The sequence below is a fragment of the Luteimonas gilva genome, assembly GCF_005239095.1.
Lineage (GTDB): Bacteria > Pseudomonadota > Gammaproteobacteria > Xanthomonadales > Xanthomonadaceae > Luteimonas_C > Luteimonas_C gilva.
Window position 1 is genome coordinate 437,309 of record NZ_SZUA01000001.1, and the last position, 14,795, is coordinate 452,103.

General features: G+C 64.9%; 12 protein-coding genes and 1 pseudogene. 10 read left to right on the top strand and 3 right to left on the bottom strand.

Going from position 1 to position 14,795, the window contains the following annotated elements; translation table 11 throughout:
* The first annotated feature begins 249 nt into the window (after window positions 1-249).
* Both FCE95_RS02020 and FCE95_RS02025 read left to right on the top strand, forming a co-directional pair.
* Window positions 250-537: a DUF3247 family protein gene (locus FCE95_RS02020; protein ID WP_137265324.1), complete on the top strand. Its 288-nt coding sequence runs from the start codon at window positions 250-252 to the stop codon at window positions 535-537.
* A 98-nt stretch (window positions 538-635) separates the two neighbouring features.
* Window positions 636-1,097: a hypothetical protein gene (locus FCE95_RS02025; RefSeq protein WP_425481275.1), complete on the top strand. Its 462-nt coding sequence runs from the start codon at window positions 636-638 to the stop codon at window positions 1,095-1,097.
* A gap of 246 nt (window positions 1,098-1,343) precedes the next feature.
* On the opposite strand, the gene FCE95_RS02030 is transcribed toward FCE95_RS02025, so the two are convergent.
* The 3 genes and pseudogenes from FCE95_RS02030 to FCE95_RS02040 all read right to left on the bottom strand — a co-directional run bounded on the left by FCE95_RS02030 (window position 1,344) and on the right by FCE95_RS02040 (window position 4,934).
* Window positions 1,344-3,017, bottom strand: a complete 1,674-nt coding sequence (locus tag FCE95_RS02030; RefSeq protein WP_137265325.1) for a pseudouridine synthase — start codon at window positions 3,015-3,017, stop codon at window positions 1,344-1,346.
* A 74-nt stretch (window positions 3,018-3,091) separates the two neighbouring features.
* Window positions 3,092-3,817: pseudogene (gene scpB, locus FCE95_RS02035) on the bottom strand (SMC-Scp complex subunit ScpB); the annotation flags it as partial.
* Window positions 3,818-4,016: 199 nt separating this feature from the next.
* On the bottom strand, window positions 4,017-4,934 hold the full coding sequence (locus FCE95_RS02040; protein WP_137265326.1) for a segregation and condensation protein A: 918 nt from the start codon (window positions 4,932-4,934) through the stop codon (window positions 4,017-4,019).
* 348 nt (window positions 4,935-5,282) lie between these two features.
* On the opposite strand from FCE95_RS02040, the gene FCE95_RS02045 reads away from it, so the two are divergent.
* From FCE95_RS02045 to FCE95_RS02080, 8 genes are all read left to right on the top strand, one after another.
* Window positions 5,283-5,582 (top strand): YciI family protein, encoded by a 300-nt coding sequence (locus tag FCE95_RS02045; RefSeq protein ID WP_137265327.1) that lies wholly within the window; start codon window positions 5,283-5,285, stop codon window positions 5,580-5,582.
* Entirely contained in the window at window positions 5,579-5,875 is a 297-nt protein-coding gene (locus tag FCE95_RS02050) for a BolA family protein (RefSeq protein WP_137265328.1), read from the top strand. Before FCE95_RS02045 ends, FCE95_RS02050 begins: the two co-directional genes overlap by 4 nt.
* Before the next feature lie 258 nt (window positions 5,876-6,133).
* The gene (locus tag FCE95_RS02055; RefSeq protein ID WP_223266745.1) at window positions 6,134-7,141 is read left to right on the top strand and encodes a LacI family DNA-binding transcriptional regulator; all 1,008 of its coding nucleotides are present in this window, start codon (window positions 6,134-6,136) and stop codon (window positions 7,139-7,141) included.
* A gap of 81 nt (window positions 7,142-7,222) precedes the next feature.
* Window positions 7,223-10,033 carry a TonB-dependent receptor gene (locus FCE95_RS02060; RefSeq protein WP_137265330.1) on the top strand — a complete coding sequence of 937 codons (2,811 nt, stop codon included), beginning with the start codon at window positions 7,223-7,225 and terminating at the stop codon, window positions 10,031-10,033.
* Window positions 10,034-10,105: 72 nt separating this feature from the next.
* Complete coding sequence (locus tag FCE95_RS02065) at window positions 10,106-11,725, top strand: glucoamylase family protein (protein WP_137265331.1); 1,620 nt, start codon at window positions 10,106-10,108, stop codon at window positions 11,723-11,725.
* Window positions 11,726-11,752: 27 nt separating this feature from the next.
* Window positions 11,753-13,021: a sugar ABC transporter substrate-binding protein gene (locus tag FCE95_RS02070; RefSeq protein ID WP_484496912.1), complete on the top strand. Its 1,269-nt coding sequence runs from the start codon at window positions 11,753-11,755 to the stop codon at window positions 13,019-13,021.
* Window positions 13,018-13,896, top strand: a complete 879-nt coding sequence (locus tag FCE95_RS02075; protein ID WP_137265332.1) for a carbohydrate ABC transporter permease — start codon at window positions 13,018-13,020, stop codon at window positions 13,894-13,896. The genes FCE95_RS02070 and FCE95_RS02075 overlap by 4 nt, the downstream gene beginning before the upstream one ends.
* Window positions 13,893-14,729, top strand: a complete 837-nt coding sequence (locus FCE95_RS02080; RefSeq protein WP_137265333.1) for a carbohydrate ABC transporter permease — start codon at window positions 13,893-13,895, stop codon at window positions 14,727-14,729. Before FCE95_RS02075 ends, FCE95_RS02080 begins: the two co-directional genes overlap by 4 nt.
* Window positions 14,730-14,795: the final 66 nt, after the last annotated feature.

Below are 14,795 nucleotides of genomic sequence, written 5' to 3' on the forward strand. Positions count from 1 at the left end.
CGCTGGAAATCCGCGCCAGTGTCGTAGCCCGAGGCGTGCGCAGGATGGCCGTTCTGTGAAGCCTGCGCGAAGTCCGCAGCGTCCCGCTCTTGTGGGAGGGGCTTCAGCCCCGACGCATGATGCTGCGACTCGTGTCGAGGCTGAAGCCCCTCCCGCAAGCGCTGACGCCACGCTGCGCTAACGGGCGCCTCACTTCCCCGTTACGCCATCGGGGCAATGCTGAAAACGGTCCAGACGGAGGCCGATGCCATGGGCAAGTTCGCCGATTGCGTGTACACCGATCAGGCCGATATCGCACTGCTCGAATCGCGGGCGGAACAACTGCCGGACGAGGCCAAGGTGGAACTGGTGCTGATCGACGGCAGCAAACTGCGCGGCGTCGTGTCGACGCGCCCGGTCGTGCAGATCTTCGAGGACGGTGAAGGAGAGGAGGGCGTCAACGCGCAGGTGCGGATCGACGATGCGCGCGATCCTGAACTGAGCCACTACCTGTGGCTGGACGAGATCCTGGAAGTGCACCAAAACGGCTCCGCCTGAGTCCGCGTTCAGTCCCCCGACAGGCTGGGGCGTCCGTCGTCACCGGTTCTTCCCTGCGCATCGCGACAATGGGCGCGGTTTCCGAGAGGAGGATCCCGATGAAGGCATTGAACAAGCACACGATGATTCCGGCCTTGACCGCGCTCGCGTTCGCATTGGGCCTGTCGTGCTCGCCGCGCGCGATCGCCGCCGGCGCGGACATGGAATGCAAGTTGGCTTACAAGCTCGACGGTTGGTCCTTGGTCTACAAGCATGCGACCGGCAGCGGTACCGTGACTTGCGCGAACGGCAAGTCGATGCCGGTGAAGATCAAGGCGCAGGCCTTGGGCCTGACCGCCGGCAAATGGCAGATCGACAACGGTAAGGGCCGCTTCACCGACGTGCACAATATCAACGACGTGCTCGGCGGCTATGCGCAAGCCGAAGCGAACGCCGGCATCGTGAAGACCGGTTCGGCGCAAGTGCTGACCAAGGGCACGGTGTCGTTGGCGCTGGCCGGCACGGGCGAGGGCGTGAACCTCGGCGTGGATATCGGACGTTTCGAGCTGAGCAAGCCGTAAGCAGGTTGCGCGCTTCCTTCTCCATCGGGAGAAGGTGCCCGAAGGACGGATGAGGGTTCGGAGTACGACGCGCGCTTGAATGGCGTCGATTCGCCGAACCCTCACCCCAACCCTCGCTCCGCGCCCCAGCCCGCGCCAGCGGCGCGGGCGTTCAATCGCACGCGCGCCGTGGCGCGCAAGCATGTGCGATTTCACCTGGTGGGAGAGCGAGCTGTAAGAAAAAAACCGGCGCAAGCCGGCTTTTTCTTAAGTGCGATTGCCGCCGTGCCCGCCGCCGCCGTTGCGCGGGCCGCGATTGCCGCCGCCCGGACGCGGGCCGCGCGGACCGCCCGGTCCCGGACCGCGATTGCCGCCAGGACGATTACCGCCGGCGGGCCGCGGCCCGCGCGGTCGATCGTAAGGATTGAAGCTGCCCGGATTGGCGTGATCCGACGGAAAGCTCGGCGCATTGCCGGGATGGCCGTAAGGCCGCGACGCGCGCTGGCCTTGTCCTTGCCCCGGGCCGCGCGCGGGGCGCGGGCCGCCGCGTTGTTCTTGTGGGCCGAATCCGCCTTCGCGGCGCGGACCGCGTTCGCCTTGTCCTTGATAACCGCCTTCGTTGCGATCGCGGAACGGACGATTGCCGCCGCCCGGACCGCCCGGACCGCGCGCGCCGCCGGGCTTGCCGCCGTGCGGCTTGCCCGGGCCGCGACGGCGCTGTTGCTGCGGATCGGCGTTGCGATGCCCGGACGGGCCGGTATCGACGCCTTCCGGCACGTACCAGGTGCGGAACGCGGCCGGGTTGCCTTCCGGCAACGGCTTGGGACCTTTGTGCGCGCGCTGCTTGAACGGTTTGTGCGATTGCTTGGCCGCGGCTTCGCCGCTGACCGTCAAGCCGCCGTGCGGTTTCTTGCCGTGGCGTCCACGGCCGCGATCTTCGCGGACGTGATCGAAGCGGCGCAGTTCGCGGCCTTCGTCGGCGGTGTTGTGGCCGCCGACGTAACCGTGCGAACGCTCGCCGGCGATGTGCACGGTAGACTTGGCGGCCTTGCGCTGGCCGATCACCGGCTGCAACGTCAACGCAGGCGGCGGGCCTTCTTCCAGCTTCAGTTCCTTGCGCAGCGCTTCGACCTTGTCGGCCGCCAGCTCTTGCGATTGTCCGCGCAGCAGCGGTTGCGGCAGCGACACCGAGCCGTAGCGGGTGCGCTTCAGCCGGCTGACCTGGCAGCCCTGCGATTCCCATAAGCGGCGCACTTCGCGGTTGCGGCCTTCTTTCAACAGTACTCGGAACCAGTCGTGCGAATCGGTGCCGCCGATGCGTTCGACCTCGTCGAACTTGGCCGGGCCGTCGTCCAGCGCCACGCCGCGGCGCAGGCGGTCGACGATCTTGTCGGACACGTCGTCTTCGCCCTCGGGCGCGCGCACGCGGCAGACGTATTCGCGTTCGATCTCGAACGAAGGATGCATCATCGCGTTGGCCAACTCGCCGTCGGTGGTGAGCAGCAGCAGGCCGGTGGTGTTGATGTCCAGGCGGCCGATCGCGATCCAGCGCGCGCCTTTGAGCGCGGGCAGCGATTCGAAAATGGTCGGGCGGCCTTCGGGATCTTCGCGCGTGGTGACTTCGCCTTCGGGCTTGTTGTACATCAGCACGCGCGCCGGTTCGGTCAGCGCGCTGGCGACGAAGCTGCGGCCGTCGAGCTCGACTTTGTCGCCGCTCTTGATGCTCATGCCGGTCTGCGCGGTTTCGCCGTTCACCTTCACCAGGCCGTCGGCGATGCGCTGCTCGAGCGCGCGGCGCGAACCCAGGCCCGCCTGCGCCAGCACTTTGTGCAGGCGCTCTTCCAGGCGCGGGCCGTTGTCGTTGTTTTGTTCGGGGCCGCGCTTCAGGGAAAGCTTGCGGCTGCTGGGGTTGCCGTTATCGGCGGGAGCGTGGTCGCTCATCATTTACTCCGGGCGCTGTCGCCGTCGTCGGCGAGGGCGGTGTCGTTCGATTCGTCTTGCGATTCGGGGTGGTCGGAAAAATCGTCGGCGTAGTTTTCGTCGGCGACGTCGGGTTCGTGTTCGGTTCCGTCCGCTTCGTGGAGATCGGTCTCCGCGGCGAGTTCGGGGTCGATGTCCGCGGGCGTTTCGTCGGCATCCGCGCCGTTCTCGGCGACGGCGACATCGCCGATAGGCATCGGTTCGCCTTCCAACTGCAATTGCGGTTCCAGTTCGCCGAAATCCTTCAGTTCGGACAGCGGCGGCAGTTCGTCCAGGCGCTTGAGGCCGAAATAGTCGAGGAAACCCTTGGTGGTGCCCAGCAGTTCGGGCCGGCCGGGCATGTCGCGATGGCCGACGACGCGGATCCATTCGCGCTCTTCCAGCGCCTTGATGATGTTGCTGTTGACCGCCACGCCGCGGATCTGTTCGATCTCGCCGCGGGTGATCGGCTGGCGGTAGGCGATCAGCGCCAAGGTTTCCAGGGTGGCGCGGGTGTATTTGGTCTGGCGCTCGGCCCACAGCCGCGCGACCCACGGATGCACGTCGGCCTGGACCTGGAAGCGGAAGCCGGAGGCGACTTCCACCAATTCCACGCCGCGGCCGGGGGACTGTTCGAGCAGCGTTTCCAGCGCCTTTTCGACGCTGTCGGCCGGCGCGGGCTGATCTTCGGGGAACAGCGCGTGCAACTGCGCCAGCGTCAACGGCTGGTTGGCCGCGAGCAGGGCGGCTTCGACGATGCGGGTGATGAGTTGTTGGTCCATCTCGTATTCGATTGCTGGGTTCGTTTCGTGATGCTGCTTTTTTGCTTTTAGCCGTCATTCCCGCGAAGGCGGGAATCCAGCGTCTTGGTTCTTGTACGCGCGTGGCGGAAACCGGATCCGCCGCTTCGCTGATTCTGTTGTTCCGCCGGATTCCCTGGGTCCCGGCTTTCGCCGGGATGACGGTTGGGGAGTTCCGCGCTCACTCCGCGTCGTTCGCCGCCGGCGCGTCGTCGTCGAATTCGCTCGACAACTCCAATGCCTTGCCGTCTTCCTGATCTCCGATCGCGAGGGATTTAACGTAAATCGGCGCCAAGGGCGCTTCCTGCACGACGTCCAGCAACTGTTCCTTGGCCAGTTCCAGGATCGAGAGGAACGTCACCACCACGCCCAGCCGTCCCTCGCGCAGTTCGAACAGCGATTCGAAGCGGTGGAAAGCGCCGTCGCTCAGCCGGGTCAGCAGCTCGCCCATGCGCTGGCGCACGCTTAGCGCGTCGCGCTTGATCGCGTGGCCGGTGAACAGCTCGGCGCGCTTGAGCACGTCGTGCAGGGCCAGCAGCATCTCGCGCAGGTCCACCGGCGGCGGCAGGCGCACCGCGGCGCGGTCGGGGACGAAGGCGCTGACTACGGTGGTATCGCGGTCGACGCGGGGCAGGGCGTCGATGTCCTCGGCGGCCTGCTTGAAGCGCTCGTATTCCTGCAGGCGTCGGACCAGGTCGGCGCGGGGGTCGTCCTCCAGGCCTTCTTCTTCGGCCGATCGCGGCAGCAGCATCCGCGATTTGATCTCGGCCAGGATCGCGGCCATCACCAGGTATTCGGCCGCCAGCTCGAACCGCAGCTCGCGCATGGCCTGAATGTAGTCGACGTACTGGCGGGTGATCTCCGCCACCGGGATGTCGAGGATGTCCAGGTTCTGGCGGCGGATCAGGTACAGCAGCAGGTCCAGCGGGCCTTCGAACGCCTCGAGGATGATCTCCAGCGCGTCCGGCGGGATGTACAGATCCTGCGGCATCTGCAGCACCGGCTGGCCGAGCACCATCGCCAGCGGCATTTCCTGCTGCTGGGGGTGGACGGGCGCATGATTTGGCTGGGGCGCGTCGGGCGCGGTTTCTGCGGTCATTTTCTGGAGCGGCCCCCTTGGGCCACTGAACGGACGGTTGCCGGGGTGCTGGCCGCGGCGAGGATCGTTACTGCCGGCTGCCGCGATTTCCCGGACGCGACGGTCGGAGCTGCCAAACATCGCGGCCGGCCGCGCCACGCAAGGCGGAGCGAACGACGGTCGGAAGAGATGTCCAGGCTTGGGCCGGTGGGGGCAGCGATGCGAGCGCCGGGGGCTGGTCGTCCCGTTTCGCGTCGGCCGCTGCGTCCGGCCTCGAGCAATGGATCAAGGGTAAGGGCTGGGCTGGGCCCTGTCCAGCCCGTTGGCGCCGATACAATTCAGGTCCGATGAACGGAGGATGCGTCGAGCATGTGGTACGCGATCGAAGGGCATGACGGGGCGGGCGTGCTGGATCGCCGCATGCAGGCCAGGCCGCAGCATTTGGCGCGCCTGACCGCACTGCGCGAAGAAGGGCGGCTGCTATTGGCCGGGCCCTGTCCGGCGATCGACGCCGAAGATCCGGGCCCGGCCGGTTTCAGCGGCAGCATCGTCGTCGCCGAATTCGCTTCGCTGGCCGAAGCCCGGGCCTGGGCCGAAGCCGACCCTTACGTCGCCGCGGGCGTTTACGAACGCGTCGACGTGCGTCCTTTCAAGCCGGTATTGCCGTGACCTCGGGCCCGCTCCCGCGCGAGCAGCGCGCCGACGCGATCCGGGAAGCGCTACAGGCGGCGCTGGCGCCCGTTCAACTGGACATCCGCGACGACAGCCATCGCCACGCCAAGCATCCGGGCGCGCGCGACGGCCGCGGCCATTTCCATGTGGAGATCGTCAGCGCGGCCTTCGCCGGCATGGCGCCGTTAGCGCGTCACCGCGCGGTCTACGCCGCATTGGGCGATTTGATGGCCACCGATATCCATGCCTTGTCGATGCGGGCCCGCACTCCCGAAGAGGCCGGGCTTTAGTGCTTATGTAGGAGCGGCTTTAGCCGCGAGCTCTTTCTTTCAAATCGCAACATCGCCGCGATTCAGAAAAAAAGCTCGCGGCTGAAGCCGCTCCTACAAGGAGCTAAGGCATTGTCGCTGCGAATGCTGCGGCGCAACACCTTAAATGCGACTCAAGCGCGATGTGCGGTCGCAGCATAACGCTTGCTTTACATCGCGCGTTGTAAACGTTTACATTGAATCGATACCCCGCGGCCGGAGGGCGTACTAGGCGTGAACGTGACGATCAAAGACGTAGCGCGCGCGGCGAACGTTTCGGTTGCCACCGTTTCCCGAGCGCTCAACGGCCATCACAACGTCGCCGAAGCGGTGCGCCTGCGCGTGATCCGCGTCGCCAGCGAGCTGCGTTACAGCCCTCACGCGGCGGCACGGAGCCTCAGTAGCCGCCGGACCCACACCATCGGCGTGGTGCTGCCCGACCTGTACGGCGAGTTCTTCTCCGAACTGATGCGCGGCGTCGACCAGGTCGCCCGCGAGCGCGGCTTCCATTTGCTCGTCTCCAGCTACCACGGCAATCCGGAAGAGCAGGGCGCGGCGCTGCGCGCGATGCGCGGGCGCGTCGACGGCCTGCTGCTGATGTCGCCCTACATCGGCGACTCCGGCCACCTGACCGACAACCTGTCGCCGACCCAGCCGACCGTGCTGATGAACACCCATCTGCCGCAGGCGGGATTGGCTTCGCTCAGCGTCGACAACTACGGCGGCGCGGTGGCGATGATGCGGCACTTGGCCGAAGCCGGGCGCAAGCGGATCGCCTTCATCGCCGGCCCGGAAGACAACTTCGACGCGAGCGAGCGCCGGCGCGGCTACATCGACGCGCTGGCCGAACGTCTGCCCGGCGCCGAGCCGCGGATCCTGCCCGGCGATTTCAACGAAGCCTCGGGCCACGAGGCCGGACAGGCGTTGATCGCCTCCGGGCAATTGCCCGATGCGGTGTTCGCGGCCAACGACATGATGGCCTTGGGTTGCCTGTCCGCCTTCAAGCAGGCGGGCATCGGCGTGCCGGGACAAGTCGCGCTGGCCGGATTCGACGACATCCCGCTCTCTCGCTACGTGCAACCGTCGCTGACCACGGTGCGCGTGAACATCGCGGAATTGGGCGGACAGGCGATGAGCGCGCTGTCCGTCGCTATCGGCACGGAGGCCGCCCCGATCGCTCCGGTATCCCTGCGGCCGGAGTTGATCGTGCGCGAATCCACCGGCGCGGGCCGCAACGCCGAAAGTTGATGAATCCATCTCACGTTTTTTTGCGTTCCGATGTAACCGTTTACAAATAACTAGATACATCGCCCTGGGAGGGGAACCCGCATGAATCGTAAGTTCCGCAAGCCGAGCCGCAAGTTATTGAGCTGTGCGCTACTGAGCTGTTTGCTGATCGGCGCACCGCAAGCGTTCGCCCAAAACACCAGCGCCAGCATTCGCGGCAAGGTCGCCGCCAGTGCCGACATCGTGGCCACCAACACCGCCAACGGCGCGGTGCGCCGGGTCAAGGCCGACGCCAACGGCAATTACGCCTTGGTCGGCCTGACGCCGGGCACCTATCGCGTCGACGCCGCCGGCGCCTCGCGCGTGATCAGCGTGCAAGTGGGCCAGGCCGCGACTTTGAACCTCGCCGCCGCGGCGCCGGCCCCCGCACCCGCCGGCGACGCCACGAACCTGGCGGCGGTCACCGTCACCGCGCAGGCGTTGATCGAGACCAAGACCTCGGAAATCGCCACCAACGTCAGCCAGCGCCAGATCGAGTCGCTGCCGCAGAGCAACCGCAACTTCTTGAACTTCGCCGCTTTGGCGCCGGGCGTGACGGTCACCAACACCGATACTTCCAAGACCATCAGCGCGGCGGGTCAGCCCGCGAATCAGGTCAACGTGTTCATCGACGGCGCCAGCCAGAAGAACAACGTGCTGCAAGGCGGCTTGGTCGGCCAGGATTCCAGCAAAGGCAATCCGTTCTCGCAGGAAGCGGTGCAGGAGTTCCGTGTCCTCACCCAGAATTTCAAGGCCGAATACGAGCAGGCGGGCACCGCGATCGTCACGGCGATCACCAAGTCCGGCACCAACGAGTTCCACGGTTCGATCTACGGCTTCTTCCAAGACAAGAGCATGGTGGAAAAAGACTATTTCGAGCGTCGGGACAACAAGGAGAAAGCCGACTACGAGCGCAAGCAATATGGCGCGACCCTCGGCGGGCCGATCATCAAGGATAAGCTGCACTTCTTCGTCAGCTATGAAGGCAATCGCGAAGACGCCAACGCCCGGGTGACCATCAACGATCCTCAGTTTTCCAGCCTCAACGGCGTGTTCGCGCGTCCGTTCGAGCAGGACGTCTGGTTCGGAAAACTGAGCTGGATCGCCAGCGAGAACGACGACGTCGATCTGAGCATCACCCGGCGCCGCGATACCGAGGTGATCGGCTTCGGCGGCACCACCGCGTACGACGCCCGGCAGAACCGCGACAACAAGGTCGACGACGTGCTGTTGAAATGGAAGCACTACGGCGACGGTTGGCTGAACGAAATGTCGATCGGCCACGGCGAATACGAATGGAGCCCGAATTCGGCCAATCCTGGCATCATCGCCCAGGACTTCCAGGGCTGCTGCCGCGTCGGCGGGGCCAATCTGCTGCAAAAGAAAGGCCAGGAAAACTACACGTTCCGCAACGACTTCACCTTCAGCGACATCGACTGGCACGGCAATCACGTCATCAAGATGGGCGTGAAGTACGCGACCTACAAGCTGAACCTGCTCGAGCAGAACAACGCCAACCCGATCTACGTCTACAACCGCAGCCGCCCGGGCGGCTACAACAGCCCGTTCCAAGCCCGCTATTCGCCGGTCGGCAAGCGCGCCGAGATCGACAACGACCAGATCGGCCTGTACATCCAGGACGATTGGGACGTCACCGACCGCCTGCAGTTGAACCTGGGCTTGCGTTGGGACTACGAGACCGACCCCTACAACAAGAACTACGTGACGCCGCAGACGCATATCGACGTCATCAATTTCCTGGGGATATCGCACGATTACATCTCCACCGGCAACAATCGCAAGCCTGACAAGGACATGATCCAGCCGCGTCTGGGGTTCTCGTACGACTTCAGCAAGGACAACGACCAATCCTGGGTGCTGTTCGGCGGCGCGGGCCGTTACTACGATCGCACGCCGCTGGATAACGCGATCCAGGAAGAGTTCCACTCGGTATTCCCCGATTACACCGTTTGGTTCTCGCCGGACGGTTCGCCGGTCGACGGCAACCCCGCCGTGGTCTGGGACCCGAAGTATCTCAACGTGAACGAGCTGCAGGCACTGATTTCGGGGCCTGGCAACTTCTCTTCCGAAATCGACCTGCTGAACAACAAGACAAAGTCGCCGTATAGCGACCAATTCAGCTTGGGCGTGCGCCGCGTGATGGGCGATTGGAACGCGTCGCTGACCTTGAGCAAGGTGAAAGGCAAAGACCAGTTCACGTGGGTTTGGGGCGATAGGCTCCCGAACGGCAATTTCATCCGTCCGTTGCCGCACAATTTGGGCGCGGTGCTGCTGAACACCACCAAGGACTACGAGTCGACCGGCGTGTTCTTCACTCTGGACAAGCCATACACCGACGAATCCGGCTGGGGCTTCGGCTTGTCGTACACCTTCATGGACGCCAGCAAGGAAGGCGGCGACGCTTATTCGCTGGACTACGCGTCGCCCGAGCTGTATCCGGAAAACCACGTAGGCGCCCACAACCAGCTGGTCGTCAACGCCAGCGTCAAGCTGCCTTGGGACATGCGCCTGACGGGCTTGGGCACGTTCAACGACGGCACGCCGTACGACGTGTTCTATACCTTCGACTACAACGGCGGCGTCAACGGCCCCAGCAACACTACCGGCATCCATCTTGGCGGCGGCCGCAAGGCGCCGTACAAGCAGGTCGACTTGTCGCTGACCAAGGATTTCAAGTTCGGCGAAAGTCAGGTGCTGCAGTTGCGCTTGGACGGCTTCAACATCTTCAATTCGAACAACTTCGATTGCTACGAAGGCAGTTACACCAGCCCCCGCTTCGGCATCCCGGGCTGCACATTGCCGCAGTCGCGCAGCGCCCGCAGCTTCCAGGTCGGCGCGCGCTATTCGTTCTAAGCTCCACCGCATGCGTCGGCTCTCCAGGGACGGGGAGCCGGCGTTTCTTCAATCAAGAGGCCCTGCACCGTAATGCGATTCCGACCCGCCCGTGTCCATGCGTTCCTGGCCGCGCTGCTCGCCGTTTGTTTCCTGGCCGGCTGCGGGCCGCAAGAACCGGAGCGCAAGCCCGACGCGCAGGCGCCCAAACCCGGCCCGATCGCGCAGACCCCCGCGCCGGTGCCGAGCAAGCCGGGCCCGCCCGAATTGCCGCCGTTGTTCCGCGACATCGAGAAACGCACCTTCCAGTTCTTCTGGGACACGACCAACGAAAACAACGGCCTGACGCCCGACCGCTTCCCGTCGCGCCCGTTCGCGAGCATCGCTTCGGTCGGCTTCGCGCTCACCGCCTATCCGATCGGCGTCGAGAACGGCTGGTTGAGCCGCCGCCAGGCGGTCGACCGCACTTTGCTCACGTTGAAATTCTTCCGCGATGCGCCGCAAGGGCCGCAGCGCACCGGCAAGACCGGCTACCACGGTTTCTATTACCACTTCCTCGACATGCAGACCGGGCACCGCTACGAGCCCTGGGTCGAGCTGTCGAGCATCGACACCGCGCTGCTGATGTCCGGCGTGCTGTTCGCGCAGAGCTATTACGACCGCGACGATCCGCGCGAAAAGGAGATCCGCGACGTCGCCGACGAGCTGTACAAGCGCGTCGACTGGACCTGGCTGCAGAAGCGTCCGCCGCTGATTTCGATGGGCTGGTATCCGGAGAGCGGCTTCATCCAGCACGATTGGGCCGGCTACAACGAGGCGATGCTGCTCTACATCCTGGCGATGGGCTCGCCGACCCATCCGGTGAGTCCGGACGCCTGGCAAGTGTGGACGCGCAGCTACGATTTGAGCTGGGGCGTGTTCCAAGGCCAGGAATACTTGAGCTTCGCCCCGCATTTCGGCCACCAGTACAGCCATGTGTGGATCGATTTCCGCGGCATCCGCGACGACTACATGCGCAACCGCGGCATCGATTATTTCGAGAACAGCCGGCGCGCGACCTACGCGCAGCGCGCCTACGCGATCGAAAACCCGATGAAGTGGAAGGAATACGGCGAAAACGTCTGGGGGCTCACCGCGAGCGACGGTCCGCAGCGCACCACCCAGTACTACCAGGGCCAGGAACGCGAATTCCGCCACTACAGCGCGCGCGGCGCCGGCCTGCGCGACGATTTCGACGACGGCACCATCGCGCCGACCGCGGCGATCGCTTCGTTGCCGTTCGCGCCCGAGATCGTCATTCCGGCGACCCAGGCGATCCACGAGCGCTACGGCGATTACCTGTATTCCAGCTACGGCTTCCTGGACGCGTTCAATCCCAGCTTCGACTACGACATCCCGTTGAAGACCGGACGCCTGGTGCCGGACAAGGGCTGGGTGGCCAGCGATTACATCGGCATCGACCAAGGCCCGATCCTGGCCATGATCGCCAACTATCGCAACGAGTTCGTTTGGAAAACGATGAAGCGCAATCCTTACGTGCGCAAAGGCTTGGAGCTGGCTGGATTCGAAGGCGGCTGGCTGACCCCGCGGAACGCCAGCGGGCCGCCCGATCCGAAGGCCGCGGCGGCGCGCGCGATCGGCGTGGCCGAATCGCGGGCCGCGAACGCAGAGCCGCAGACGCCCGAAGCGGCGCGTCCGCAGCCGCCGCAATAAACTGGGCGGGTGCGCATCGTCAGGCCCTTGTTGATCGTCGTTTTCGCCGCGTGGCTGCTGGCCGGCTGCGCGCGCGAACCGGACGTGGTCACGATCCGGTTTTGGTCCATGGGCCGCGAGGCCGAAGTGGTGGGGCCGCTGATCGACGAGTTCGAGCGCGACAATCCGGGCATCCGGGTGGATCTGCAGCAAATCCCCTGGACCGCCGCGCACGAAAAACTGCTGACCGCGTTCGCCGCGGACGGATTGCCCGACATTTGCCAGCTCGGCAACACCTGGATCCCGGAATTCGCGGCCCTGGGCACGCTCGAGCCGCTGCAGCCTTACGTAGACAAATCCAAGGTCGTCGACCGGAGCGATTACTTCCCCGGCATTTGGGACACCAACGTCATCGAAGGCCGCCTGGTGGGCGTGCCCTGGTACGTGGACACGCGCTTGGTGTTCTACCGCAAGGACTTGTTGGCGAAGGCCGGTTTCGACCATCCGCCCAAAACTTGGGAAGAGTGGAACCGCGCGATGGCCGCGGTGAAGAGGGAAGTGGGACCGCAACGCTACGCGTCCATGCTTCCGCTCAACGAGTTCGAACAATTGCTGTCGCTGGGCTTGCAGCAGGACGATCCTTTGCTGCGCGACCACGACGGCCGCGGCAATTTCCAAAGCCCGGGTTTCCGCCGCGCGTTGTCGTTCTACGTCAACATCTTCCGGCGCGATTGGGCGCCGCCGATGTCGGAGACCCAGATCTCGAACGTGTGGGACGAATTCTTCAAAGGCTTCTTCACGTTCTACGTTTCCGGGCCCTGGAACATCCGCGAATTCAAGAAGCGCGTGCCGCCGGGGCTGGAAGACGCCTGGGGCACGGCGCCGCTGCCCGGACCGAACGGGCCGGGCGCGGGCATCGCCGGCGGCACCAGCCTGGTGCTGTTCCGCTCATCGCCGCGCAAGGATGCGTCGTGGAAGCTGGTCGAATTCTTGTCGCGGCCCGACGTGCAGCAGCGTTTTCACGCCGCGATCGGCGACCTGCCGCCGCGGCGCAGCACTTGGGAATATCCGCAATTGAAGGAAGACCCGTACGCGCAGGCTTTCCGCGACCAGCTGGAGCGGGTGAAGCCGACGCCGAAAGTGCTGGAGTGGGAACGGATCGTGCAGGAGATGCGCCTGGCCAGCGAACGCGTGGTGCGCGGCGGCGAATCGCAGGACGACGCGCTGCGCGACTTGGACAAGCGCGTCGACGAAATCCTCGAGAAGCGCCGCTGGATGCTGGAACACGGCGCATCCAGCGAAGAGGCGCTGCGATGAAGGTCTCGCTCGCCGGTTGGGTGTTCGCCGCGCCCGCGCTGATCGTGATCGGCGTGTTCTTCGGTTTGCCGGTGCTGGCCGCGCTGGGGTTGAGCTTGACCGACTTCGATCTGTACGCGCTGGCCGATCCGGCCAATCTGCGTTTCGTCGGCTTCGGCAACTACACGGAATTGCTGCGCACGCCGATGTTTTGGAAGTCGCTCGGCAACACCACCTATTTCGTCGCGGTGGGCGTGCCCTTGTCGATCGGCGTGTCGTTGGGCGCCGCGATCCTGCTGCACGCGCCGGCGTCGCGATTCAAAGCCTTGTTCCGCACCGCCCTGTTCGCGCCGGTGGTGACCACGCTGGTGGCGGTGGCGGTGATCTGGCGTTATCTGTTCCACACCAGCTACGGACTGGTGAACTATGTGCTGGGCCACCTCGGCATCGGTCCGATCGACTGGCTGGGCGATCCGGCCTGGGCGATGCCGACGATCATGCTGCTCGCCGTGTGGAAGAACTTCGGCTACAACATGGTGATCTTCCTGGCCGGGCTGCAATCGATCCCGCAGGATCTGTACGAAGCGGCGCGCATCGACGGCGCATCGAAATGGCGCCAGTTCCTGCACATTACCTTGCCGATGCTGGGCCCGGTGCTGCTGGTGGTCGGCGTGATCACCGTTTCCGGCTATTTTCAGCTGTTCGCCGAACCATACGTGATGACCCGCGGCGATCCGCTGCAGAGCACGGTGAGCGTGCTGTACTACATGTTCGAGGAAGGCTTCCGCTGGTGGAATCTCGGCCGCGCGTCGGCGGTGGCGTTCCTGCTGTTCGTGATCATCCTGGCGGTGACCACGGTGCTGCTGCGCCTGGGGCGCAGGAAGGAACTGGTATGAGCCGCCAGGTCGGCGAGTCCCGCTTCAATGCGATCGCGATCAATGCCGCGTTGACGCTGCTGGCCCTGATCAGCCTGGCGCCGCTGGCGTGGATGGTGTCGGTGTCGTTCATGCCGGCCGGCGAGGCCAGCCATTTCCCGCCGCCGCTGCTGCCCTCGCAAGCCACCTTGAGCGCTTATCGCGAGCTGTTCGAGCGCACCGGCATGGCCCGCAATTTCGGCAACAGCCTGTTGGTGTCTGTTTCGATCACCGCGCTCTCTTTGCTGGTGAACACCATGGCCGGCTATGCGTTCGCCAAACTGAGGTTCAAGGGACGGGAACGCATCTTCCAGTTGTTGCTGGCCGCGCTGGTGATCCCCGCGCAGGTGGCGATGCTGCCGCTGTTCCTGATGATGAAGCAGCTGCATTTGGTCAACAGCTACGGCGGCGTGGTCGTGCCGGCGTTGGCGACGGTGTTCGGCATCTTCCTGGTGCGGCAGTACGCGCGGTCGATCCCGGACGAGCTGCTCGAGGCCGCGCGCATCGACGGCGCCGGCGAGCTGCGCATCTTCTTCCAGATCGTGCTGCCGATGCTCAAGCCGGTGCTGGTGACGCTGTCGATCTTCACCTTCATGGCGTCCTGGAACGATTTCATGTGGCCCTTGATCGTGTTGACCGACCAGGAGCACTACACGCTGCCGGTGGCGCTGGCTTCGCTGTCGCGCGAGCACATCCAAGACGTGGAAATGATGATGGCCGGTGCGGTGATCACGGTGCTGCCGGTGCTGCTGCTGTTCTTGCTGCTGCAGCGGTACTACATCCAGGGTCTGTTGCTCGGGAGCGTCAAGGGTTGATCTTTAAGCGAAGCCGAAAGCAAATCCCCCCCGGCCCCCCTTTTTCAAAGGAGGGAGAACTGCTTC

What these genes read in the sequence shown, in the direction of transcription:
- FCE95_RS02030 (WP_137265325.1), bottom strand. Translation starts at nt 3,017, where the DNA reads ATGAGCGACCACGCTCCCGCCGATAACGGCAACCCCAGCAGCCGCAAG.
- FCE95_RS02045 (WP_137265327.1), top strand. Translation starts at nt 5,283, where the DNA reads ATGTGGTACGCGATCGAAGGGCATGACGGGGCGGGCGTGCTGGATCGC.
- FCE95_RS02065 (WP_137265331.1), top strand. Translation starts at nt 10,106, where the DNA reads ATGCGATTCCGACCCGCCCGTGTCCATGCGTTCCTGGCCGCGCTGCTC.
- FCE95_RS02060 (WP_137265330.1), top strand. Translation starts at nt 7,223, where the DNA reads ATGAATCGTAAGTTCCGCAAGCCGAGCCGCAAGTTATTGAGCTGTGCG.
- FCE95_RS02020 (WP_137265324.1), top strand. Translation starts at nt 250, where the DNA reads ATGGGCAAGTTCGCCGATTGCGTGTACACCGATCAGGCCGATATCGCA.
- FCE95_RS02040 (WP_137265326.1), bottom strand. Translation starts at nt 4,934, where the DNA reads ATGACCGCAGAAACCGCGCCCGACGCGCCCCAGCCAAATCATGCGCCC.
- FCE95_RS02075 (WP_137265332.1), top strand. Translation starts at nt 13,018, where the DNA reads ATGAAGGTCTCGCTCGCCGGTTGGGTGTTCGCCGCGCCCGCGCTGATC.
- FCE95_RS02080 (WP_137265333.1), top strand. Translation starts at nt 13,893, where the DNA reads ATGAGCCGCCAGGTCGGCGAGTCCCGCTTCAATGCGATCGCGATCAAT.
- FCE95_RS02025 (WP_425481275.1), top strand. Translation starts at nt 636, where the DNA reads ATGAAGGCATTGAACAAGCACACGATGATTCCGGCCTTGACCGCGCTC.